Source organism: Phaeobacter sp. BS52, assembly GCF_045040595.1.
GTDB classification, from domain to species: domain Bacteria; phylum Pseudomonadota; class Alphaproteobacteria; order Rhodobacterales; family Rhodobacteraceae; genus Phaeobacter; species Phaeobacter piscinae.
In genome coordinates, this window is sequence record NZ_CP090662.1 from 1,058,769 (window position 1) to 1,081,593 (window position 22,825).

General features: G+C 61.5%; 13 protein-coding genes, 1 tRNA gene and 9 pseudogenes. 8 read left to right on the plus strand and 15 right to left on the minus strand.

The window, feature by feature from the left end:
- Window positions 1-23: 23 nt before the first annotated feature.
- Both gltA and gltX read right to left on the minus strand, forming a co-directional pair.
- Window positions 24-1,320, minus strand: a pseudogene (gene gltA, locus L0Z65_RS05210) (citrate synthase).
- A gap of 126 nt (window positions 1,321-1,446) precedes the next feature.
- Window positions 1,447-2,846: pseudogene (gene gltX / locus L0Z65_RS05215) on the minus strand (glutamate--tRNA ligase).
- A 79-nt stretch (window positions 2,847-2,925) separates the two neighbouring features.
- On the opposite strand from gltX, the gene L0Z65_RS05220 reads away from it, so the two are divergent.
- Together L0Z65_RS05220 and L0Z65_RS05225 are read left to right on the plus strand one after the other, a co-directional pair.
- Window positions 2,926-4,371: a ComEC/Rec2 family competence protein gene (locus tag L0Z65_RS05220; RefSeq protein WP_405111387.1), complete on the plus strand. Its 1,446-nt coding sequence runs from the start codon at window positions 2,926-2,928 to the stop codon at window positions 4,369-4,371.
- Entirely contained in the window at window positions 4,316-4,990 is a 675-nt protein-coding gene (locus L0Z65_RS05225) for a hypothetical protein (protein ID WP_405111390.1), read from the plus strand. Before L0Z65_RS05220 ends, L0Z65_RS05225 begins: the two co-directional genes overlap by 56 nt.
- A gap of 386 nt (window positions 4,991-5,376) precedes the next feature.
- Here the strand turns inward: L0Z65_RS05225 and lexA are convergent, their stop codons facing one another.
- The 7 genes and pseudogenes from lexA to L0Z65_RS05260 all read right to left on the minus strand — a co-directional run bounded on the left by lexA (window position 5,377) and on the right by L0Z65_RS05260 (window position 10,930).
- Entirely contained in the window at window positions 5,377-6,060 is a 684-nt protein-coding gene (gene lexA / locus L0Z65_RS05230; RefSeq protein ID WP_096871379.1) for a transcriptional repressor LexA, read from the minus strand.
- Window positions 6,061-6,199: 139 nt separating this feature from the next.
- Window positions 6,200-7,372 (minus strand): gephyrin-like molybdotransferase Glp, encoded by a 1,173-nt coding sequence (glp, locus tag L0Z65_RS05235; protein WP_405111393.1) that lies wholly within the window; start codon window positions 7,370-7,372, stop codon window positions 6,200-6,202.
- Window positions 7,373-7,843 carry a cyclic pyranopterin monophosphate synthase MoaC gene (gene moaC / locus L0Z65_RS05240; RefSeq protein ID WP_405111396.1) on the minus strand — a complete coding sequence of 157 codons (471 nt, stop codon included), beginning with the start codon at window positions 7,841-7,843 and terminating at the stop codon, window positions 7,373-7,375.
- Window positions 7,843-8,657, minus strand: a pseudogene (gene trpC / locus L0Z65_RS05245) (indole-3-glycerol phosphate synthase TrpC). Before trpC ends, moaC begins: the two are co-directional and overlap by 1 nt.
- Before the next feature lie 14 nt (window positions 8,658-8,671).
- Entirely contained in the window at window positions 8,672-9,325 is a 654-nt protein-coding gene (locus L0Z65_RS05250) for a uracil-DNA glycosylase (RefSeq protein WP_405111399.1), read from the minus strand.
- Window positions 9,322-10,351: pseudogene (trpD, locus tag L0Z65_RS05255) on the minus strand (anthranilate phosphoribosyltransferase). Before trpD ends, L0Z65_RS05250 begins: the two are co-directional and overlap by 4 nt.
- A pseudogene (locus L0Z65_RS05260) lies at window positions 10,348-10,930 on the minus strand (anthranilate synthase component II). The pseudogenes trpD and L0Z65_RS05260 overlap by 4 nt, the downstream one beginning before the upstream one ends.
- A 198-nt stretch (window positions 10,931-11,128) precedes the next feature.
- On the opposite strand from L0Z65_RS05260, the gene L0Z65_RS05265 reads away from it, so the two are divergent.
- Both L0Z65_RS05265 and L0Z65_RS05270 read left to right on the plus strand, forming a co-directional pair.
- Window positions 11,129-11,509 carry a hypothetical protein gene (locus L0Z65_RS05265; RefSeq protein ID WP_405111402.1) on the plus strand — a complete coding sequence of 127 codons (381 nt, stop codon included), beginning with the start codon at window positions 11,129-11,131 and terminating at the stop codon, window positions 11,507-11,509.
- Window positions 11,451-12,785: a divergent polysaccharide deacetylase family protein gene (locus tag L0Z65_RS05270; RefSeq protein ID WP_405111405.1), complete on the plus strand. Its 1,335-nt coding sequence runs from the start codon at window positions 11,451-11,453 to the stop codon at window positions 12,783-12,785. Before L0Z65_RS05265 ends, L0Z65_RS05270 begins: the two co-directional genes overlap by 59 nt.
- Window positions 12,786-12,918: 133 nt before the next feature.
- Here the strand turns inward: L0Z65_RS05270 and trpE are convergent.
- The 6 genes and pseudogenes from trpE to fabI all read right to left on the minus strand — a co-directional run bounded on the left by trpE (window position 12,919) and on the right by fabI (window position 19,932).
- A pseudogene (gene trpE, locus L0Z65_RS05275) lies at window positions 12,919-14,432 on the minus strand (anthranilate synthase component I).
- A gap of 15 nt (window positions 14,433-14,447) precedes the next feature.
- Window positions 14,448-16,291 (minus strand): annotated as a pseudogene (locus L0Z65_RS05280) (SurA N-terminal domain-containing protein).
- A gap of 147 nt (window positions 16,292-16,438) precedes the next feature.
- Entirely contained in the window at window positions 16,439-17,629 is a 1,191-nt protein-coding gene (locus L0Z65_RS05285; protein ID WP_405111408.1) for an aminotransferase, read from the minus strand.
- Between the two features lie 199 nt (window positions 17,630-17,828).
- Window positions 17,829-18,332, minus strand: a complete 504-nt coding sequence (gpt, locus tag L0Z65_RS05290) for a xanthine phosphoribosyltransferase (RefSeq protein ID WP_014874783.1) — start codon at window positions 18,330-18,332, stop codon at window positions 17,829-17,831.
- Window positions 18,333-18,381: 49 nt separating this feature from the next.
- Window positions 18,382-18,996, minus strand: a complete 615-nt coding sequence (locus tag L0Z65_RS05295; protein WP_096868837.1) for a LysE family translocator — start codon at window positions 18,994-18,996, stop codon at window positions 18,382-18,384.
- A 116-nt stretch (window positions 18,997-19,112) separates the two neighbouring features.
- Window positions 19,113-19,932, minus strand: a pseudogene (gene fabI, locus L0Z65_RS05300) (enoyl-ACP reductase FabI).
- Between the two features lie 167 nt (window positions 19,933-20,099).
- Here fabI and pdxH point away from each other — a divergent pair.
- The 4 genes and pseudogenes from pdxH (at window position 20,100) to L0Z65_RS05320 (ending at window position 22,022) form a co-directional block, all read left to right on the plus strand.
- A pseudogene (pdxH, locus tag L0Z65_RS05305) lies at window positions 20,100-20,706 on the plus strand (pyridoxamine 5'-phosphate oxidase).
- Window positions 20,707-20,824: 118 nt separating this feature from the next.
- Complete coding sequence (locus L0Z65_RS05310) at window positions 20,825-21,361, plus strand: cold-shock protein (protein WP_102896920.1); 537 nt, start codon at window positions 20,825-20,827, stop codon at window positions 21,359-21,361.
- Between the two features lie 4 nt (window positions 21,362-21,365).
- A complete protein-coding gene (locus L0Z65_RS05315) occupies window positions 21,366-21,902 on the plus strand; it encodes a DUF192 domain-containing protein (protein WP_405111413.1) in 537 nt (178 codons plus the stop codon).
- 43 nt (window positions 21,903-21,945) lie between these two features.
- Window positions 21,946-22,022 (plus strand) — tRNA-Pro (locus L0Z65_RS05320).
- The last annotated feature ends 803 nt before the right edge of the window (window positions 22,023-22,825 follow it).

Genomic DNA, 22,825 nt, shown 5'->3' on the forward strand with positions numbered 1-22,825 from the left:
TGATGCGATGGCGCAGCCTGTGATCAGCGGCTTTCGATATCGATGTAGTCGCGGGCGGTTTCGCCGAGGTAGAGCTGACGCGGGCGACCGATTTTGTTCTGTGGATCCGCGATCATTTCTTTCCACTGCGAAATCCAGCCGACGGTGCGCGACAGCGCGAAGATCGGTGTGAACATCGAGGTCGGGAAACCCATCGCCTCAAGGATGATGCCGGAGTAGAAATCCACGTTCGGGAACAGTTTCTTCTCGATGAAATATTCATCGTTGAGCGCGGTCCGCTCCAGTTCCTTGGCGACCTGCAGGAGCGGGTTGTTTTCAACACCCAAAAGCTCCAGCACCTCGTCGGCGGATTGCTTCAGCACCTTGGCGCGCGGATCGGTGTTCTTGTAGACCCGGTGGCCAAAGCCCATCAGACGGAACGGATCGTTCTTGTCCTTGGCGCGTTCGATGAACTCAGGGATGCGGTCGACGGAGCCGATTTCCTTGAGCATCTCCAGACAAGCCTGGTTGGCACCACCATGAGCTAAGCCCCCAGAGACAAGCGATGCCCGCCGCAATACAGGCGAACGGGTTGGCACCGGATGAGGACGCCAGACGCACAGTCGAGGTTGAGGCGTTCTGTTCATGATCGGCATGCAGGATGAAGATCCGGTCCATCGCACGGGCAAGGATCGGGTCGACATGGTATTCTTCTGCCGGAACGGAGAAACACATGTGCAGGAAGTTCGCCGCGTAATCCAGATCGTTGCGCGGATACACAAATGGCTGGCCGATCGAGTACTTATAGGCCATCGCAGCGATGGTGGGCAGTTTTGCGATCAAACGGATCGCGGCCACTTCGCGCTGCCAGGGATCATTGATGTCGGTGGAATCGTGGTAGAAGGCCGACATGGCACCGACCACACCCACAAGGGTCGCCATCGGGTGCGCGTCCCGGCGGAAGCCGCGGAAGAAGTTGTGCATCTGTTCATGCACCATGGTGTGACGGGTCACGCGGGTCTCGAAATCTTCCAGCTGAGCCGCGGTCGGCAGCTCACCATAAAGCAGCAGATAGCAGACTTCGAGGTGGTGCGATTTGGATGCCAGCTGGTCAATCGGGTAGCCACGGTGCAGCAGTTCGCCCTTGCCACCGTCGATATAGGTGATGGTGCTGTCGCAGCTCGCAGTGGAGGTAAAGCCGGGATCATAGGTAAACACACCGGCCTGGCCATAGAGCTTGCGGATATCCAGAACATCGGGCCCGGTCGTCGGCGAGAAAATGGGAAGCTCGTAAGTTTCGCCATTCAGGCTGAGCTGGGCGGTTTTTTTTGTATCGGTCATAGATGTCCCTTCCTGATACAGGCACGAAAGCGGGGGAGGCCCCCGCCTTGTGCAGGCAGCACCTGCACGGCAATCGCGCAGGTGAGGTCATAGCGGTACCGACTTACCCAGCGGTTAACGACAGGGTCAGCCAGCAACGTCGGAGAGTCGGGCCAGTGTTTCGTCCCGGCCCAGAATCAGCATCATGTCGAAAACTGAAGGGGTTACCGCACGACCAGCCAGCGCGGCCCGCAAGGGACCCGCCAGTTTGCCGAACTTGGTATCCTGTGCTTCTGCAAATGCGTTCAGAAGCGCCTCCAGATCGTCTCGGGACCAGCTAGCATTTTGCAGCTGCGGCGTCAATTCACCCAGTATACCGTCGGATACAGATGCAAGGGCCTTAGCGGCCTTCTGATCGGGTTCAATCGGCCGTGAAACCAGAATAAAATGAGCTTTTTCAAGCAGCTCTGGGAATGTCTTGGCGCGATCCTTGAGGCAATACATCGCACGTTCAAGATCGTTTGACTGAACGTCATTTAACTGTGGCTTGTCAGCTGCCGCCAGATAGGCCTGAAGCTCATTCCGCAGTGCAGCATCATCGCTGATGGCGATATGCTGACCGCAAAGGTTTTCCAGCTTCTTGGTATCAAACCGCGCCGGGCTTTTGCCGATGCCGTCAAGGTCGAACCAGTCGCGCGCCTGCGCATCGGTAAAGAACTCATCATCGCCATGGCTCCAGCCCAGACGGGCCAGGTAGTTGCGCATGCCCGCAGCCGGATAGCCCATCGCCTGATATTCCTGCGCGCCCAAGGCACCATGGCGTTTGGAGAGTTTTTTGCCATCGGGGCCGTGGATCAGCGGGATATGCGCCCAAACCGGCACATCCCAGCCCATCGCCTCGTAGATCATCATCTGACGCGCGGCGTTATTGAGGTGGTCATCGCCCCGGATCACATGGGTGACGCCCATATCGTGATCGTCCACCACAACGGCCAGCATATAAACAGGGTCCCGTCTGAACGCAGCAGGATCATATCATCGAGCTGGTCATTCTTGATCGTAACATCGCCCTGCACCTCATCGCGGATCACTGTGGTGCCGTCCTGCGGGGCCTTGATGCGGATCACGTAAGGCGCGTCCGGATGATCGGCCTCTGCCGCATCGCGCCAGGGCGAACGGTAGAGAGTCGATTTCCCCTCGGCTTTTGCCTGATCGCGGAAGGCCGAGATTTCTTCCTGTGTGGCGAAGCACTTATAAGCCTTGCCTTCCGCAAGCAACTCACGGGCGACAGCGGCGTGACGTTCGGCGCCTTCGAATTGGCTGACCACCTCACCATCGTGATCAAGGCCGAGCCAGGCCATGCCTTGCAAGATCGCGGCCGTCGCCTCCGGATTGGAGCGCTCGCGGTCGGTGTCCTCGATCCGCAACAGGAACTTGCCGCCGCGGCCACGGGCATAAAGCCAGTTGAACAGCGCGGTGCGGGCGCCGCCGATATGCAGATAGCCGGTGGGCGAGGGGGCGAAACGGGTGACGACCGGTTTGGACATGGGTGTGATTTACCTTTTGGAAACCATGGAAGGGCTAGTTTTGCCGCCTGTCTACCGAGCCAGAAGGCAAGGAGCAAGCATGCGCGCCCTGGGCGTCCTTGATGGTCTGCTGCAATCCCAGCGCGGGGATCTCTTTCCCTGGGTGCCGGTCTTGTTCGGGGTTGGCGTTGGTCTGTTTTTCTCACTCAGGGTTGAGCCGGGGCTGGCGCATTATCTTTGGGGCGCCGGGATTGCCTGCGCCGCGCTGGCGATGCTGTGGCGCGGCGACCGGCAGGATACTGTGGTCTTTCTGGGCTGGATACTGCTGCTGGTTGCCCTCGGCTTTGCAGCCGCCGGTATGCGCGCCCATGCGGTTGGCGCGCCGGTGCTTCAGTACCGCAGCTATGGCGCGGTGGAGGGGCGGGTGATTGCTATCGACCGCTCCGCCCGTGACCGGCTGCGGATCACACTGGATCAGCCTTTTCTCGACCGCATCTCGCCAGATCAGACTCCTGCACGGGTGCGGCTTTCGTTGCCGGACGGGGCAGCGGTTCCACGCATTGGCGACCGGGTGATGACCACGGCCCATCTGATGCCGCCACAGGGTCCGGTTGAACCGCATGGGTTTGATTTCCGGCGACATGCCTGGTTTCAACAGCTTGGCGCGGTGGGCTACACCCGTGTGCCGGTGTTGATCGTCAGCCACGGCCCGCGTGATCTGCCGGTTGAGCAGTTGCGCCAGCGGCTCTCCACCGGCATCCGTTCGCAGATGCCGGTGGCGACCGGCGGATTTGCTTCGGCCATTACCACAGGTGATCGCTCGGCCATCCCCCAAGCGGCGCTGGAGGCGTTGCGGGCCAGTAACCTGGCGCATTTGTTGGCAATTTCCGGGCTGCATATGGGGCTGCTGGCTGGCGTTGTCTTTGGCGGGCTGCGGCTGTTGTTGGCGCTTGCGCCAGCCGTTGCGCAGCGTGTCGACACCAAAAAACTGGCGGCGGTTGGCGCCTTGCTTGCGGCCAGCGCCTATCTGTTGCTGTCGGGGATGCAGGTGGCCAGCACGCGGGCCTATATCATGGTGGCGATGATGTTGGGGGCGGTGCTGCTGGACCGGCGGGCGCTGTCGCTGCGCGCGGTGGCGCTGGCAGCAATGGTGATCCTGCTCTTGCGTCCGGAGAGCTTGCTCAGTCCCGGATTTCAGATGAGTTTTGCCGCCACAACCGCCTTGATCGTGATCTTTGGTGGCCTGCGAGACCGGCTGACCCCGAGCAGTCCGCGCTGGCTGCGGATGGCGGCGGGTGTTGTGCTGTCCTCGCTGATTGCGGGACTTGCAACCGCGCCATTTGGGGCCGCGCATTTCAACATGATTTCGCATTACGGGTTGTTGGCCAATGTCCTGGCGGTGCCGGTGATGGGGGCGCTGGTGGTGCTTAGCTGCAGTTCTGGCGCTTTGCCTCGCGCCAGTGGGGGCATCGTGGATTGGCCTTGCGCTGATGGATCTGGGGATCAGCTGGATCCTGTTTGTTGCCAATTGGGTTGCCGCTCTTGATGGTGCGCAGGGGGCGGTGCCGATGCCGCCAGCATCGGTGCTGCCACTGGTGGCTTTTGGGGGGCTGTTGCTGGGCCTTTGGCGCGGGCGGTTGCGCCTTCTTGGTGTGCCGGTGCTGATTTGGGGCGCGATGATCTGGCATGGCAGCCCGCGCCCTACGGTTCTGGTGGCGCCCAACGGCGGCATCGTTGGGGCCCTGACGGCGGAGGGACGGGCCCTGTCGCGCGCCAAGGGGCATGGTTATGCGGCGGAACGTTGGACGGAAAATGACGGACGCTTGCAGACACAGGAGGAGGACGCAGAATTGTGGCCGCTGATTGCCGGGTCAGAGGCGCCCGGTAAATCGGTCACCGCATATCTGGCGGCGACGGATCAGCGGCTGACCCATGTGATCGGCAAGGCAGCGGTCGAGGCAATGACCGAATGTACAGCCGGTGAGGTGATCATCAGCGCCAAATCAGTGGCGCCGGTCGGGGACTGTCTGGTGTTTGACGCAGATGCGCTGAATCGTTTGGGCAGCGTTCAGATGGATGCGCAGGGGCGCTGGATTTCGGTGCGAGATGTGGTGGGAACGCGTCTGTGGAGCCGCGATCCGGCGACATCACGATCAAGTCCATAACAACAATCCAATGACGTTTGGTGCTGACACTGCCCGATGTTAACCACGATTTGGGTCGGTGATCATCCGGGCCTTGGCTCACTCAGCCTGCCGGTGACAGGGCGGTAGCTACAGGATTGGTGTTTTAGACTGCACTCGCGTGGTGTCAGGCTTCTGCGTCTGGCCGGTCTATGCTCGCAAAGTACCTAGGTGCCAAGCGACGTAGGCCACCACTATCCAGAGATCGGCCAAAACAAAGGCTGCGTCTCGCTAGGCCCATGTCGCGCCACATCATATGGCAGCGCCCCTCGCACTCTGTTCGTCGTGCAGGGCTCTCAACCTCATCAATGTGCCGGTCCCGGGATACCGCACTTCCGCCCAGGACACTGGGAGAGCCGTGATGTCGCTCAGTAGGTGCGGATGAGGCCGACGAGGCGGCCTTGCACCTTCACCTGATCCTGCGGGTAGCGGCGGGTTTCATAGGCGGGGTTGGCGGCCTCCAGCGCGATGGTGCTGCCCTTGCGGTAAATACGTTTCAGCGTGGCTTCCTGCCCCTCTACCAGGGCCACCACCACGTCGCCGTTGTCTGCCACCGCTGTTTCCCGGATCACGACGATATCGCCATCGTTGATCCCAGCCTCGATCATGGAGTCGCCGCGCACCTCCAATGCAAAATGCTGCCCTTGCGCCGAGAGCATGGAGGCGGGAACAGCGACCTGATGAGAGACCTGATTGATGGCCTCAATCGGAACACCGGCAGCGATGCGTCCCATCACCGGCAGTTCCATCGCGGCGATCATCGCAGGCGCCGATACCTGATTTGCAGGGCTCGGGGCAGGAGGTGCCACCTCCGTCGTCTGAGCGGTTTTGCCAAGGCTGTCCGGCAGGCGAATAATCTCAATCGCGCGGGCCCGATGGGCGAGACGGCGAATGAATCCGCGCTCCTCCAGCGCGGTGATCAGCCGGTGGATGCCGGATTTGGACCGCAGATCCAGCGCCACCTTCATCTCATCAAAGCTAGGCGGGACGCCATCCTTCTGCAGGCGTGTGTGGATGAAATCCAGCAAATCCAATTGCTTCTTCGTCAGCATGACATCCCTCTCAACCGCTCGATGTTTCTCTTTGTTCTACGCATGTTCCCGTTTTGTGTCAACGGGCTCTTGCGTAAAACCTGTCATATCCAGCGGATTTGACGATGAATTGTTGGCAAAGTGAAAGCGGGTCGCCCTGTCAGATTACAATATAGGCGAGCGGTTCGCCCTTGCCTCGGGGGGGATCATGCGGGGGGCGAATGGCGAGGGCGTTGGCCTCGGCCAGAAGGGTCAGCCGGGCGCTGTCCTGATCGTCGAAGACATGCAGATCGCCGCCGCTCAACCTAGCGCGCATATAATGTGTCCGTGGGCCGTTTGCAGGCAGGTCATGAGCCAGATTTGCCGTCGCCGACTGCTGATCCAGAGGTGACAAACCTTGCATCATGCGCAGCATGGGCAACAGGAAGACATGCCCGCAAACCATTGCAGATACGGGATTTCCCGGAAGGCCCACCATAGCGGAACCGCCCAGCATTCCAGCCATCAGCGGCTTTCCCGGACGCATCGCAACCTTGTAGAACGCGCGCGACATGCCAAGCCCCTCGGTCACCCCGGCGACCAGATCGTGATCCCCAACCGAGGCCCCGCCAATGGTGACTATCAGGTCGGCGTACTGCGCCAGATCCAGCGCCATGCGCAGGCTGCTTTCGGTGTCGCGGGCGATGGGCAAAATCCGGGACTCAGCGCCTGCAGCGCTCAGCATGGCGTCCAGCCCAAAGGTGTTGGAGGCGATGATCTGATCCGGGCCGGGACTTTCGCCGGGCAGGACCAGCTCATCCCCGGTGGAGATCAGCGCCACTGATGGTTTGCGGTGCACGGGCACCTCGGCGATGTTCATCGCCGCGAGCAGGGCGATATCCGCGGGTGTCAGGTTGCGCGGCGCGTCAACAGTGGTGCCGATTTGAAAATCGCCACCTTTGGCGCGGATATTATGGCCAGGTCCGGGATGGTCCGTGATGGTCAGCAAGGATCCGGTAACACTGGTATCCTCCTGAATAACAACGAAATCAGCGCCTTCAGGCACTGGCGCTCCCGTGAAGATCCGCACCGCCTGGCCGGGGCCGACGCGCCCCTGAAACCCATGGCCAGCAGCGCTTTCTCCGATCACTTTGAACATCGCATCCCGCTCAACCTCTGCCGACTTCACCGCGTAACCGTCCATGGCGGAGGCGGCAAAGGGCGGCTGGTCCCGGTTGGCGGACACAGGTCTTGCCAGCACGCGGCCAGCAGCGGCGCGCAGGGGAACGGTCTCCACCTCAAGCGGTGCCACCAGATCAAGCAGTGTGGTCAATGCGTCGGAAACTGATATCATCTAGGCCTCGTATCGTCCTGATTTTCCGCCATCTTTCAATGTTACACGGATACCGCCGATTTCCATCGCCTTGTCGACGGCCTTGGCCATGTCATAGACCGTGAGCGCGGCGGTGGAGACTGCGGTCAGCGCCTCCATTTCGACGCCGGTTTGGCCCGTGGTTTTCACGATAGCCGCGATGCGGACGCCGGGCAGATCGGGGTCGAGGGTCAGATCCACGGCAACCTTAGTCACGGGCAGCGGATGGCAGAGCGGGATGAGCTCCGGTGTCTTCTTGGCCCCCATGATGCCTGCAAGCCGCGCCACCGACAGGACATCGCCCTTCTTTGCGCGACCTTCTGCAATGATATCATAGGTTTCGCGCGCCATGGTGATGTGGCCCTCAGCGGTAGCGATCCGCGAGGTGACCGCTTTGTCCGAGACATCGACCATATGGGCGTCGCCCTTGCCGTCGAAATGGGTGAGGGGCATTACATGGCCCCCGGCATCAGCGGATTTGCGAGGATGTCACGGGTCGCAGCTGCCACGTCATCCTGACGCATCAGGCTTTCACCGATGAGGAAACTGCGCGCGCCGTAGCGGGCCATATCAGAGAGATCCGCAGGCGTGGACAGCGCGCTTTCGCAGACGATGGTTCGGTCGGCAGGAACCAGACGGGACAGGGTGCGGGTGGTGTCCAATGTCGTCTCAAAGGTCTTGAGATTGCGGTTGTTAATACCAAGAAGGGGTGATTTCAGCTTGCAGGCGCGATGCAACTCTTCCTCGTCATGAACCTCTAGCAACACGTCCATATTCCAATCAGCGGCGGCGGCTTCCAGCTCTGCTGCCTGCGTGTCGGAGACTGAGGCAAGAATAATCAGGATACAGTCAGCACCAAGCGCGCGCGCCTCAGCCACCTGATAGGGATCATACATGAAGTCCTTGCGCAGGGCCGGGAGGGCACAGGCCTCGCGCGCCTCGGTTAGAAAGGATTTCGCGCCCTGAAAACTGGGAGTATCAGTCAGCACGGAGAGGCAGGTTGCACCGCTCAGCCTCATAGGCCTGAGCGAGGTCTGCGGGGTGAAAATCCTCTCGGATCAACCCTTTGGAGGGGCTGGCTTTCTTGATTTCAGCAATCAGCCCGTAGCCATCGCGGCTAGGCCTGCATAAGCGCCTTGGCAAAGCCGCGCACCGGGCTGGCATCACGGGCTTCGGCCTCAACCGCCTCGAGGGGTTTGGCAGCCTTGTCGGCGGCGATCTCTTCCAGCTTGTAGGCCTTGATCTTGTCCAGCACTGTTTCAGTCATCTTGACGCCTCCCGTCACGCGTTCCAGTCAATTGTCGGCTGGCCCTGCTCAGCAAGCCAGCGGTTCACCGTCGAAAACGGGCGCGAGCCGAAAAAGCCGCGCCGCGCAGACAGTGGTGAGGGGTGCGCGGTCCTCAGGATAAGGTGATCACCCGGTTGGATATATTTTTCAAGCCCTTGGGCCTGCTTCCCCCAGAGAATATAAGCCGTCGGGCGCTGGCTGGACAGGCTGAGGACCTCATGGGCGAGCTGCTGCCAGCCAAGGGTTTTGTGGCCGTTGGCCTCGCCAGCGGGGACGGACAAGACGGTGTTGAGCAGCAAAACGCCCTGACGTGCCCAACCGTGCAGGTCGCCTGTCTCGCGCTCAACACCAAGATCGTCGTGCAACTCTTTGAATATATTGCTCAAAGATCTTGGCAACGGGCGCACGTCGGGTTCGACGGAAAACGCCAACCCATGGGCATGACCGCGCGTCGGATAGGGGCCCTGACCCAGAATGACCACGCGGGTTTCGTCCGGCGGGGTCAGCGTGAGAGCCGCAAGGCGCTGATCCGCTGGCGGGAGGATATCGCGCGGATCCTTTGCCACCATCTGTGCTATGGCCGGGTAACGGGCGCTAAAAAACGGCAGTTCGGCCCAACCGCCCAGATCCGGCAGGTCTACACTCATGTATTCGAGGCAGCTGTGGTGATCCGGGCCACGGCTTCGATCTTACCGCGTGCCGCACCGCTGTCGATGCTCGCACGTGCCATTTCGGCGCCGGTTTTCAGATCGCTTGCAGCCCCTGCCACCACAAGTGCCGCGGCAGAGTTTAGCAGGACGGCGTCGCGGTAAGCTGAGGGTTCGCCTGCCAACAGGGCCTGAAATGCCTTGGCGTTTTCTTCGGGACTTCCACCAACGATTGCCTCAAACGGGTGGGAAGGCAGGCCCGCGTCTTCTGGGTGGAGTTCCATCTCAGTGACACTGCCATCGGGGGTCAGCGCGGCGACCCAGCTGACGCCGGTGATGGTCAGCTCATCCGTGCCGTCGGAGCCGTGGACGAGCCAGGCCTGCTCCGACCCCAACTGGCCAAGCGTTTCCGCCATCGGGCGGATCAGATCACGGCTAAACGCGCCGGTTAGCTGTCGTTTGACAGCCGGCAGGGTTGGTGAGGGGGCCAAGGATGTTGAAGATCGTACGCGTGCCAAGCTCCTGGCGAGTGGGCATTACATGGGCGATGGCGGGGTGGTGCATCGGCGCCATCATGAAGCAGATCCCAGCCTCGCGCAGCGCCTGTTCAGCCACCTTCGGGCCGACCATGACATTGATCCCCATCTGGCCAAGCGCATCCGCTGCGCCGGATTTCGACGACAGGTTGCGGTTGCCGTGTTTTGCAACAACGGTTCCGGCCCCGGCCACGACAAAGGCGGTTGCGGTGGAGATGTTCAGCGTGCCCTTGCCGTCGCCACCGGTGCCGACGATGTCCATCGCGCCTTCAGGCGCCACAACGGGGTTGCATTTGGCGCGCATGACAGCCGCTGCGGCTGCATATTCGTCGACGGTTTCGCCGCGGGTGCGCAACGCCATCAACAATCCGCCCATCTGGCTCGGCGTGGCGTTGCCCTCAAACAGATGGGTGAAGGCGGCCTCGGCCTCATCCCGGCTCAGAGCGCGCTCCGCAGCGGCATCAATCAGCGGCTTCATTGCGTTGCTCATGCGGGCACCCTCATCACGTTGAGGAAGTTCTTCAGCAGCGCGTGGCCGTGTTCGGAGGCGATGGATTCCGGGTGGAACTGCACGCCGTGGATCGGCAGCGTCTTGTGCTGCAGGCCCATAATGGTGCCGTCGTCCAGCTCGGCGGTGATTTCAAGAGTGTCGGGCAGGGTGTCGCGATCAACAATCAGCGAGTGATAGCGCGTCGCCTCAAACGGCGAAGGCAGCCCGGCAAAAAGGCCCGTGTCGGTATGATGCATGGTGCCCATCTTGCCGTGGACGATATCTTTGCAGCGCACAACGTTGCCGCCAAAGGCCTGTCCGATGGTCTGATGGCCAAGGCAGACGCCGAGCAGCGGGGTTTTGGTCTCAGCTGCGGCCTCGGTCAGGGCAAGGCAGATACCGGCCTGATCCGGATCGCAGGGACCGGGTGACAACAGAATGCTTAGCCGGGTTCATCGCCATGGCCTCCTGCACATTCAGCGCGTCATTGCGGCGGACCTGCACGTCAGCGCCCAGCTCCCCCAGATAATGCACGAGGTTGTAGGTAAAGGAGTCGTAGTTGTCGATCAGCAGCAGCATAGTCGCGGGCTCGTTTAAGGGCTGGCGGGCCGGGGCCGCGCCGCAGTATAGTGGTCGCAACATACATGTTCAGGGTTGCGCGGCAGCGTCAAGAGCACATCACCAACAGCAGGCGGGCCGAGCGTGCCCGACCGCCTTGGTGTGGCCTGGCCAACAGAATGCGACCGGTTCCAGAAGGCAACGAGAGGCAGGACAGAGATGCGAGGGTTTCTTGGAGGCGTGAGTTTCGGGGCCTTGGTGGCCGCAGGCGGCGCCGTGGTGTGGTCGCTGTCGGTGCCCTTGCCCAAATCGGTTGAGGTCAGTGTCGCCGAACCGGCCCGCAGTGAAGTGCAGGCCCCGGCGGCGGAAACCCCGGTAGACAGCGCCGGGAGCGATCCGGATCTGGTGGAAACCCCACCAGCAGCGCTGGACCCGCAGGTGGTGGGTGATGATCTGGCCGCACTTGCGGATGCCGATACCGACCCCGCCAGCCGTCCCGACGTGGGCACCGAATTGGGCAGCGGGGATCGCGCTGCGCCCGGTGGCGTCGGCGCGCTTGGCCATCGATGTGGCACGGGATGCGCCCGTCACCCCGGTTGACGCACTGCCCGCACCCAATGCCCCCAGTCAGGAGCAACGTCTTGTGGTGGTGTCCGAACCGGCGCAGCCACCGGTGCCGCAGACTGCAAACGAAGCGCCCGCCCGGCTGACGACAGCGCCGGATCAACCCTCTCCCGATCAGCCTACGCAGGACCAGTCCAGGCCATCTGCCGAGGTCGACCGCGGCGGCAATGAGGCCTCAGCAGCTGCCAGCCTTCCGGTGCCGGATGTGGCAACCGGAGATCCGGCCCTCAGCGCGGCAGAGGCTGGGGGCGACCAAGGACCAGCCTTGGGCGCGGTGCCTGGCCCGACGGCGATTCCCGTGGTGCCGGGACTGGGGCAGGCCGGGCCAACGGAGGTGGGCACCCAGCCTGCGGCAAGCGCTGAACCTAGGACGGGTGCCGAAGGCCAGGGTGAGGATGCCGGGGCGCGGCGGATTTCCGATCTGCCAACCACCACCCCCACGACAGAACCGGGCAACACAGCGGATGAAACCGGCAGTCGCCCACGGATCGGCACCCCGGTCCGTCCGCTGACGGAGCGGGATCAGGCCAATGCACCGGCGGTCGGCAGTCAGACCAATGCGCAGTCGGATGGGGTGCCGTTTGAACGCAACGCCGAAGCCTTCACACCTGAGGCAGACCGCGCCCTGATGTCGATTGTTCTCATCGATGATGCCGATGCGATTGGTGCTGAGGCGTTGCAGGATTTCCCCTATCCGCTGAGTTTTGCGCTGGATCCAAGGGACCCGGAGGCGCCCGCGAAGATGGCACGCCACCGCGCTGCCGGGTTTGAGGTGATGCTGATCGCCGATCTGCCCCGCGATGCCGCGCCGCAGGATGCTGAGACGGCCCTGCAGGTCTGGCTGGAAACTCTGCCAGAGGCCGTCGCCGTGTTGGAAGGCGTGACCACCGGGTTTCAGGGCAACCGCCCGCTGGCCGATCAGATGGCCACGGCGCTTGGCGCGATGGGGTACGGGATGGTGACGCAGGATGCCGGGCTCAACACGGTGCAGAAGCTCGCCCTGCGCGAAGGTGTTCCGGCAGGTGTGGTGTTCCGTGATTTCGACGGCGCCGGGCAGGACCCCCGCGCGATCCGGCGCTTTCTGGATCAGGCTGCGTTTCGCGCCGGGCAGGAAGGGGCCGTGATCATGCTGGGCCGGGTTCAGCCGGATACGATTTCCGCCTTGCTGATCTGGGGCCTTCAGGACCGGGCAAACCGGGTGTCGTTGGCGCCGATCTCGGCCTCTCTGCGCGCAAAGCTGCAGGCGGAATAAACAACGCGGCAGGTGGTTTTCATGACAAAGGCGCCGCTCCGGTTGGAGCGACGCCTTTGGGGCCTTCGGCGAGAGTATTTTGAGAAAGGTGACAGGCAGGCGCTCATGACAGGGTGCCCGCCCAGCCTTTGACCTAGCTGTTGCCGTTGCCGGTGAAGCGGGCCGCATCCGCAGCGGCGCGGCGGATGGCGTTGGATTTGTGGACCGTCTCCATATACTCCGCCTCCGGGTCGCTGTCGTAGACAACGCCGCCACCGGCCTGGATATAGAGGTTCTGATCCTTGACGATGGCTGTGCGCAGCGCGATGCACATATCCATGTCGCCGCCTGCCGAGAAATAGCCGACGCCGCCGCCGTAGATGCCGCGTTTTTCAGGTTCCAGTTCATCAATGATTTCCATCGCACGCACTTTGGGCGCGCCGGAGACCGTGCCTGCGGGCATGCTTAAGCAAAGAAAGCGTCCAGCGCATCCTTATCCTCTGCCAGCTCACCCACGACGTTGGAGACAATGTGCATGACGTGGCTGTAGCGTTCGATGATGAATTTCTCGGTTGGGCGCACGGTGCCGATTTTGGCAACCCGGCCGGTGTCGTTGCGGCCCAGATCCAGCAGCATCAGGTGTTCGGCCAGTTCCTTCTTGTCGGCCAGAAGATCCAGTTCCAGCGCCTTGTCTTCTTCTGGTGTGGCGCCACGTGGGCGGGTGCCTGCGATCGGGCGGATGGTGACCTCCTGCCCGAAGACACGGACGAGGATTTCGGGGGAAGCCCCCACCACCTGAAAGCCACCGAAGTTGAAGTAGAACATGAACGGCGAGGGGTTGGTGCGGCGCAGGGAGCGATAAAGCGCGAAGGGGGGCTGGCGGAATTCCTGCGTCCAGCGCTGTGCTGGCACCACCTGAAAGATGTCGCCCGCGCGGATGTAGTCCTTGGCCGTCTCCACCGCGGCCATGTAGCCGTCCTTGGTGAAATTGCTCACAGGCGGCGCTACCTCATCGGCATCGCCGAGATCGCGGCTTTCGGCGGGCATGGCGCGTTCCAGATCGCGGACCGCGTCCATCACCCGCTCTGCGGCCTGGGCGTAAGCCGCCTTGGCCGACTGGCCATCGCTGGCCCAGGCGGGGGAGACCACGGTCACCTCACCTTTAACTCCGTCAAGCACCGCGATGACAGAGGGGCGCAACATCAGCGCATCGGGAAGGCCAAGGGGATCGGGGTTCACGTCCGGCAGATGTTCGACCAGCCGGATCATGTCATAGCCGAGGTAGCCAAACAGGCCGGCTGCGGCCTGCGGCAGATCATCGGGCAGGTCGATTTTGCTTTCGGCGATGAGGTCACGCAGGCAGTCCAGCGGGTTGCCGTCCAGCGATTCAAAAGCATCAGCGTCAAAGCGGGCAGACCGGTTGAGCGCGGCGCGCTCCCCGTGGCAGCGCCAGACCAGATCCGGTTTCATGCCAATGATGGAGTAGCGCCCGCGCACCTCGCCACCGGTGACGGACTCCAGCATAAAGGCGTCCTTCTGGGCGCCTGTCAGCTTCAGCATCAGCGACACCGGCGTGTCGAGATCGGCGGCAAGCCGGGTGTAGACGACCTGGTTTTCACCGGCCTCATAGGCCTTGGCGAAGGTGTCGAAATCGGGGGTCAGGGCCATTTCGGTCTGCCTTGATTACTGGAAGTTGGCCTGCACGGCATTGAGCGCCTGCGGGTCGATGCGCGGGGCCGCGCGGGTCTGGGCATCTTGGACGAAGGCTTCGAACAGGGCCTGTGCCAGCGCCTGATCAAGCTGGGTGCCCATCGCCTCGGCCAACGCTGTCATTTCTGGCGTATCGGCCACCGGCAGGGTCTCAGTGAGGCGCACCACAACAGTGGCTGTGTCATCGCTGACCTCGGCAACCTCGCCCTCTGCCAGATCAAAGACGCGGGCCATCAGCGGCTGTGGTGCTGCGTCGATATAGGCGGCGCGGGTCAGGCCGGTTTCTGATGTCAACTCGATACCCTCGGGGAGGTCTTCGCCCTTTCGCAGCATATCAGCCAGACGCTCGGCCTCGGCCTTCAGGGCATCCTGCAACCGTTTGGTCTGCCAGGCAGCGCGCAGTCTGTCCTGCGCATCCTCGAAGGGTTCGGGGCGCGGGTCCAGTTCCTCATCCAGGCGGATGGCAAACAGGCTGCCATCCTCAAGGAAGGCCACTTCGGGGAAGTCTTCGGCGGTGACGGCGGATGCGGCCTGGCGGAACCCGTCATAGGCGGCGATGCCATCGGTGCTGCCGTTGTGCCAGTCGATCTTGCCGAGTTCCATGCCGGGTTCGTCGATCAGCTCCTCCAGCGTGGCACCGCTCGACCAGCATGTCGTTGATTTCCTCCGCGCGGGTTTCAATCAGGCGACGGGCGCGGTCGGTGGCCAGTTCGGCGCGCAGCTCATCCGTGACATCCTCAAGGCTGGTCACGCGGGCCTCAAGACGGCCATTGATGCGGAACAGGGCCGGGCCCAGATCGCTGTCGAGCGGACCAACCACCTCACCGACCTGCGCGGCAAAGACGTCCTGACCGGCGCTGCCAAGGTCACCCATGGTCACATCGCCCAGATCCACGTCCTGCAGGCTGAGGCCGCGATCTGCGACCAGCGCGTCAAATGTGGTGCCGTTGATGTCGAGCTGTGCCTTGGCGCTGTCGGCGGCGTCCCGGTTGGCAAAGACCAGACGTTCCACCAGACGGCGCTCTGGCACCTGATATTCGGCGCTGCGGTCGTTGAACAGCTGTTCCAATGCTGCCGCGTCGATCTCGATCTCATCCACCAGCGCGTCGGGGCGCAGCGCTGCATAGGTGATCACTTTGGTGCGGGGCAGGGTGAACTGGTCGATATTGGCGTCATAGAAGGCGCGCAGCTGGTCTTCGCTCGGCTCGACTGCGGTGAGGGCGACGCTGTCTTCGCTGACTGTCAGCCAGTCAAAGCTGCGGCGCGCGCCGACATAGCTGGTCAGTGTGTCGCGCAGGGTGTCGGGCATTTCGGTGCTCGGCCATGATGGCGCCCTGCACTAGGGTGCGGGCGGATTCGCGGCGCAGATCGGCCTCAAACGCGGCCTCGGTCAGGCCGATATTGTCGAGGGCATATTGATAGGTGTCGCGGTTGAAGGCGCCGGTGCCATCCTGAAAGGCCGGGATTCGGCTGATTTCGTCAAATAGGTTCTGATCACCAATCGACAGGCCAAGATCGCTGCTTTCCTGATCAAGGGAGGCAATGGCAATCAGACGCCCCAGAACCACGCGGTCCATACCAAGCGCAGTCATCTGGGCGATAGGGATACGCTGACCGGTCTGGGCCTCAAGCGCGCGCTGCTCGCGCTGTAATTCGCGGGCGTAGTCATCGACCGAGACCTCCTGATCGCCGACCACCGCGACGGAGGAGACAGAGCCTGTGAAATTCACGGCGCCAAATCCGGCCAGGCCGATGATCAGCATCCCCATCAGGATCCAGACAAATGTATTTGATAGTTTTTTCATGCCTGCTGCCATGATGTCCTCGTATTGCCGGTCGCCGAACTGCGCCGCGGCAGCCGGGAATGCTGAAATGTCGAGGCTCTGAATACGCTGCCACCTTGAAAGGGGCAAGGGACGACTGATCAGCGCCTATATTCAGAGCTGGTGAGCGGGGTGAATAGGTTAGGGTGTCCAGCTTGCCAGCCGTTCAAAAAGCGTGCGAATGCCAGTCGTGTCGACATTGGCGAAGGCAATGCGAAACTGCCGTGCACCGCTGGGATCGCCGTCCGGAGTGAACATGCTGCCGGGCAGCATCAGGATGCCAGCCTCTTTCACCAGACGTCTGGCCAGCTCGTCCGACGATGCCGCAAAGGGATGGGCGACATAGGCGAAATAGGCGCCACATCCGAGGAGTTGCCAGCCTTGCGCAGCAAGTGGCGCAAACCCCGTCTCAATCGCAGCGCGGCGGTTGAGCAGTTCCTGGCGTTCCCCGGCGAGCCAGTCATCGAGGTTTTGCAGCCCCCAGAGCGCGCCGGTCTGCCCCAATTGGGCCGGACATATAGTGACGGTATCGAGGAATTTCTCCATCTCCAGCAGCAGGTCCGGGCGGGCTGCAATCGCGCCGAGGCGGTGGCCGGTCAGCCGGTAGGCCTTGGAAAAGGAATAAAGATGGATCAGCGTATCTGGCCAGTTCGGATCCTGAAACAGCGAATGGGGCGGGCCACTGCGGCTGTCAAAGTCGCGGTAGGTTTCATCCACGATCAGCGCCAGACCGTGGGCACGGGCAAGATCATAGAAGCGCTGCACCAGACCGTCAGGATATTCCACACCGCAGGGGTTGTTGGGGGTTACCAGAACGATGGCGCGGGTGCGGTCGGTGATCCGTTTTGCGGCGGCATCGGGGCAGGGCAGCATGGCCTCTCCCACGGGCAGCGGGCAGGTCTCCACCCCCTGCATATCGAGCCACATTTTATGGTTGAAATACCACGGCGTTGGCAGGATGACCTGATCGCCCTCACCACAAAGCGCGGCGATGGTCGCGGCAAAGGCCTGATTGCAGCCAGAGGTGATGGCCACATCTGCCGCAGACAGATCAGCTGTGTAGTGACGGTTCATTTTTTCGGCGAGGGCTGCACGCAGCTCATCCCGGCCAAGCACCGCACCATAAAGATGGCTGCTGTCGTCGTTCAGGGCCGCCTCAGCAATGGCGCGGCGTAGCCCCTCGGGAGGTGGATCTGCTGGTGCAGCCTGGCTGAGGTTGAGCAGCGGCAGGTCATCGGGCAAAGCCAGCCCCTGAAGCCAGCGTCGGGATTCGACAATCGGCGAGATAAAGGTGTCGCGGGTGCGGGCGTTTGGAAATGAAGCCTGTGGCATGGGTGTCCTGTTCTGCGTCGGCGTCTGTGGGGGAAACGGTGGCGCCTGTTTGGGCCACTCCGCCGCAAGTTCAGAGGTTTTGCAAGGGGCTTTGGTTGGGGGTGGTCAAATGGATAGCCCACATCTGCGCGCAAAAGAAAAAGACGCCCCCGAAGGCGCGTCTTGTTAGGTGGTCATTTGTTGCTTGGATCAACAGAGATCAGTCGGTGCCGCGATAGGGCTCGACATATTGCAGCGCCATATCCCAGGGGAAGAAAATCCAGGTGTCCTGGCTGACTTCGGTGATGAAGGTATCAACCATCGGTCGGCCCTTGGGCTTGGCGTAGACGGTGGCAAAATGTGCCTTCGGGTACATTTGGCGCACCAGCTCCAGGGTTTTGCCGCTGTCGACCAGATCGTCGATGATCAGCACGCCTTCCCCGTCGCCCATCAGCTCTGCATCAGGGGCTTTCAGCACTTCGGCCTGTCCCTGATCCTGATGGTGGTAGGATTTCACGCCGATGGTGTCGACGATGCGGATGTCCAGCTCGCGGCTGACGATCATGGCCGGGGCCATGCCGCCACGGGTGATGGCCACCACGGCGCGCCAGGCGCCATTGTCGGGCCCTTGCCCATCCAGACGCCAGGCCAGTGCGCGGCTGTCGCGGTGCAGCTGGTCCCAGGAAATATGAAAGCCTTTTTCATGAGGCAGACGATCGGTCATGTTTTTGATGCTCCTGTTAGGATCTGGCGTCCGGATCGCACATCAGCCCTCAGAGGACGGCGATCTTGACCCCGAGGGCGGCGAGCAGGCCGCCAAAGACCCGGTCGATCACATGTTTCAGATTGATATACCCACGGCGCGTTTTCTCAAAGGAGAAGATACGGGCCACAAAGGTGTTCCAGGTGACTTCACCCAGAAAGATGCAGATAAGCAGCGCCGCGAGGGTGAATGGGCTGCTGCCATCGGGCACGGTGCCGACAAAGACAGCACCGAAAAAAGCTGCCGCTTTGGGGTTTGCGAACTGGGTGAAGATCCCCAGGCGAAACGCGGCAAAGGCCGTCTGCGGCAGTTGCGTATCGCTGACCTGCGACATTGGCTCATTGGCGTGACGCCACATGTTCCAGGCCATGTAGATCAGGAACAGGGCGCCGCCCACCTTCAGCAGGGTCAGCAGGAACGGGGCGTAGTCAAACAGCAGGTTCAGCCCGAACAGCGCGGCCGAGGCCCAGAGCACCGCGCCGGTGCCGATACCAATTGCCAGCGCCAGCCCGCTGCGCCAGCCATGGGCAAGGCCAACGCGCGCGGCCATAAGGACGGCAGGGCCGGGACTGATGGCCGCCATCAGGCAAAGCAGGACGGAAGCGGTAAAGGCAGCCAGTGTCATAATGCGGTCTCTGTCATTGGAAGAGGCGCGCGTGGGCCGCGCGCCTGCTGTGTCTTGCTTTGGGATGCTGCCGCAACTGGTGTGGCAGCTGGACCTGCGTTTGCTTGCGCGCGGCCTTACTTGCGTCCGGTGGCCGCGTCGATGTCGGGGGCGTCGACCGCCTTCATCCCGACGACGTGATAGCCAGCGTCAACATGCAGGTTCTCCCCGGTCACACCGGAGGACAGATCCGACAGCAGATAGAGCGCGGAATTGCCCACGTCATTGATGGTCACGTTGCGGCGCAGTGGCGAATTGAATTCGTTCCACTTCATGATGTAGCGGAAATCACCGATACCGGATGCTGCCAGCGTCTTGATCGGGCCAGCCGAGATCGCGTTGACGCGAATGCCGTCTTTGCCCAGATCTTCGGCCAGATACTTGACCGATGCTTCCAGCGCCGCCTTGGCCACGCCCATGACATTATAATGTGGCATGACCTGTTCCGCACCGTAGTATGTCAGCGTCACGGCGCTGCCACCTTCGGACATCATCTTCTCGGCACGCTGCATCACCGAAGTGAAGGAGTAGACCGAGATGTCCATGGTCATCTGGAAGTTGCTGCGGCTGGTGTCGACATAGCGACCGCGCAGTTCGTTCTTGTCGGAAAAGCCGATGGCGTGCACCAGAAAATCCAGCTTCCCCCATTTCTCTTCCAGCGCGGCGAACAGCGCATCGACGGAGCCTTCATCGGCCACATCGCAGGGCAGGACGATATCGCTGCCCAATTGCGCCGCCAGCGGGTCGACGCGTTTTTTCAGGGCCTCGCCCTGGTAGGAAAACGCAAGCTCAGCGCCCGCGTCGGCGCAGGCTTTGGCAATGCCCCACGCGATGGATTTGTCATTGGCAAGGCCCATGATGAGGCCACGTTTGCTTAGCCATCAGTTGACTAGACATGCAGGTTCTCCGCCTGTGATCTTCGAATTAGACGACGTTTAGTCTGTCATGCGGGGCGCTTCAAGGGCGCTGTCTCTTGTCGTGGGCCGGTTGTCGACCTAGGTTCCTTTCAGCCACGCGCATTCCTGCGCCAGCCAACCCAAACAAAATAGACTATGAGGTGCGCCATGTCCGATCGCAGCGGTATCTTTGCGGGAGAGGATCCCTTTGCCATCGCCCGCAGCTGGCTGAGTGAAGCCGAGGAGAGCGAGATCAACGATCCCAATGCGATCGCGTTGTCCACGGTTGATGCAGATGGTCTGCCGAATTGCCGGATGGTCCTGCTGAAGGAGATCGAGGACGCGGCCTTTGTCTTTTATACCAACTACGAGAGCGCCAAGGCGCAGGAATTGGACGGGGCTTAGCAAGGCTGCGTTTGTCATGCATTGGAAATCGCTGCGCCGTCAGGTGCGCGCCCGTGGGATCATCACCCGCGAGAACGGCCCGCAGGCGGATGAATACTACAAATCCCGATCTCTCAAGAGCCGCTTGGGGGCCTGGGCCTCGGCGCAGTCGCGGCCACTGTCCAGCCGTGGCGCCCTGATGGCAGAGGTGGCGAAAGTGACTGCAACCAAAGGATCAAACCCGGATCGCCCGCCATTCTGGGGCGGCTACCGGCTGACGCCGCTGGAGATCGAATTCTGGGCCGATGGGGCATTCCGTCTTCATGATCGGTTTGTCTGGCGACGCGAAACCCCCGAAGCGCTTTGGACCGTGGATCGGCTGTGCCCTTAGGTTATCCGCGGAAAATAGCAGATTTGTGATATTGGTGGGTGTTTTTAGCTTGAACTTCGTTCCGAGAATAGAGCATCACCTACGGGTTAAATACTGAAGAATACGGTGGACTACGGCAGTGGCAGAAGACTTGAGCAGTTTGCAGCAAATACGCGGGCTGGTGAAATGGTTCGATCCGACCAAAGGGTTCGGATTTGTCGTCTCTGACGAGGGCGGACCGGATATCCTGCTGCATGTGAACGTGCTGCGCAACTTCGGCCAGAGTTCCATCGCGGATGGGGCCGAGGTCGAGTTGGTGACGCATCACACAGAACGCGGGGTTCAGGCGGTGGAAGTCCTGTCGATCACGCCTCCGACGCGCGACGACAGCCCTGTGCTGAGCGATTTCGCCGAAATGGATTCGGATGTTCTTTATTCTGAGCCATTGGTGCCCGCGCGGGTGAAGTGGTTTGACAAGGGCAAGGGCTTTGGCTTTGCCAATGTGTTCGGGCGCGATGAAGATGTGTTCCTGCATGTCGAGGTTCTGCGCCAGTCCGGCCTGTCGGAGCTGCAACCGGGGGAGGCCCTGGGAATGCGGGTCATCGACGGCAAGCGGGGCCGCATGGCGGTTGAGGTGCTCGCCTGGGAAGCCGCCCTGCTGGAAAAGCAGGACTGAGAAGATGCAGCCCCTCTGGATCCGAATGTCACGCCCGGTCATGCGCCGATTGACAGCAGGAGCCAGAGCAGTTTGTATCCTGTCTGTTGCCGCCGTTGTGGCAGCAGATCACGCGGCGGCCCAAAGCGGGCCGGACGCCTGCCAGCCTGATCAGGTCGCCCTGCGTGGGCCCTGGGGGCAGACACAGTTTACCGTGGAAATCGCTGATTCTATTGAGGAACGTGCCGAGGGGCTGATGCATCGGCCGCATATGGCGCGTGGCGCTGGTATGCTGTTTGTCTACGAGGCGCCGCAGCGGGCCAGTTTCTGGATGAAGAACACGCTGATCCCGCTGGATATGCTGTTTGTCGATGTGACCGGAACGGTCCGGCATATCCACCACCGGGCGATACCCGGTGATTTGACGCCGATTCCCGGTGGCGACAACGTCTTTGCGGTGCTGGAAATCAACGGTGGTTTGGCCGCACGCTACGGGATTTCTGTCGGCACCGAGCTGCGCCATGAAGTTTTTTCAAAGACAGGCGCAATTTGGCCCTGTTAGGGCTTTTCAAATCAGATTGGCAACGCTAGGAAGGCGCACGGTCCGGGGCGTGGCGCAGTCTGGTAGCGCACCTGTTTTGGGTACAGGGGGTCGTGAGTTCGAATCTCGCCGCCCCGACCATGTCATCCTTCGGGATGCAACGTAGACGCCGACTTGCCTGTTTCAGGCGGTCGGCGTTTCGCGTTCTGAAACCTCCAGCTGTTTGGCACCGAACACTCCGGAAGGTGATCGCAACTGCGTCGGAGGTCCGCTGCGCCGACCCTGCGCGGGTTCGATGAGTGTAGAACGGTTTGATCCCGCGAGGCCTGTGCTGGGTGGAGATTCGAAGTGGTTTCCAAATTGTCACTAAATTTGCCTTAAAGGCCGCTTCGTTAAGGGGTGATTAACCATCTGTTGCGCTTTGGCGTCGAATTGGTTTTGCGCTTCGTGTGTGCATGGAAAAAAAACATCGTTGCACACGCTCTGCTTTTTCTGCGGGTATTTCATTTTCTCAACCCTCGGTCAGGTTGTGTCCTGCTGATACGGCCCGATGTTATCTTCGGGATCCTTCTCGCAACATGCGCGGCAACCCCCTCTCTTCAAGGGGATTTCTCGCCTGGTGACTCTGCCTGTGCGAGGAGCGGCAGAGGGGTTGTGATCAACTTTGAATCGCAGCTTCGTGATAGCCCTCAGACCATCAAGCTATCGTCAATCGAAAAGTTGGTTACGAAACCCTAAAAATGGCGTTGACCAGCTATGCCTGAATACGTCAAATTGTGTATGTCGGATGATGCAGCACAAAATATGGTGAATTCCACCCCGCGCTGCACCAAACTGAGCAAAGCATCAAGCGCTAGCTGAAATGGGGTTTCGGCCCTGACTCGCATCTTCTATGAGGTGCGCAACGGGATGTTTTGTCGCGAACGACAACGAGGAATGCGCCG

Excerpts from the sequence above, each read along its gene's own strand:
- L0Z65_RS05220 (WP_405111387.1), top strand. The coding sequence starts at position 2,926 with ATGCGCGCCCTGGGCGTCCTTGATGGTCTGCTGCAATCCCAGCGCGGG.
- L0Z65_RS05225 (WP_405111390.1), top strand. The coding sequence starts at position 4,316 with ATGGATCTGGGGATCAGCTGGATCCTGTTTGTTGCCAATTGGGTTGCC.
- lexA (WP_096871379.1), bottom strand. The coding sequence starts at position 6,060 with ATGCTGACGAAGAAGCAATTGGATTTGCTGGATTTCATCCACACACGC.
- glp (WP_405111393.1), bottom strand. The coding sequence starts at position 7,372 with ATGATATCAGTTTCCGACGCATTGACCACACTGCTTGATCTGGTGGCA.
- moaC (WP_405111396.1), bottom strand. The coding sequence starts at position 7,843 with ATGCCCCTCACCCATTTCGACGGCAAGGGCGACGCCCATATGGTCGAT.
- L0Z65_RS05250 (WP_405111399.1), bottom strand. The coding sequence starts at position 9,325 with ATGAGTGTAGACCTGCCGGATCTGGGCGGTTGGGCCGAACTGCCGTTT.
- L0Z65_RS05265 (WP_405111402.1), top strand. The coding sequence starts at position 11,129 with ATGCGAGGGTTTCTTGGAGGCGTGAGTTTCGGGGCCTTGGTGGCCGCA.
- L0Z65_RS05285 (WP_405111408.1), bottom strand. The coding sequence starts at position 17,629 with ATGCCACAGGCTTCATTTCCAAACGCCCGCACCCGCGACACCTTTATC.
- gpt (WP_014874783.1), bottom strand. The coding sequence starts at position 18,332 with ATGACCGATCGTCTGCCTCATGAAAAAGGCTTTCATATTTCCTGGGAC.
- L0Z65_RS05295 (WP_096868837.1), bottom strand. The coding sequence starts at position 18,996 with ATGACACTGGCTGCCTTTACCGCTTCCGTCCTGCTTTGCCTGATGGCG.
- L0Z65_RS05315 (WP_405111413.1), top strand. The coding sequence starts at position 21,366 with ATGCAGCCCCTCTGGATCCGAATGTCACGCCCGGTCATGCGCCGATTG.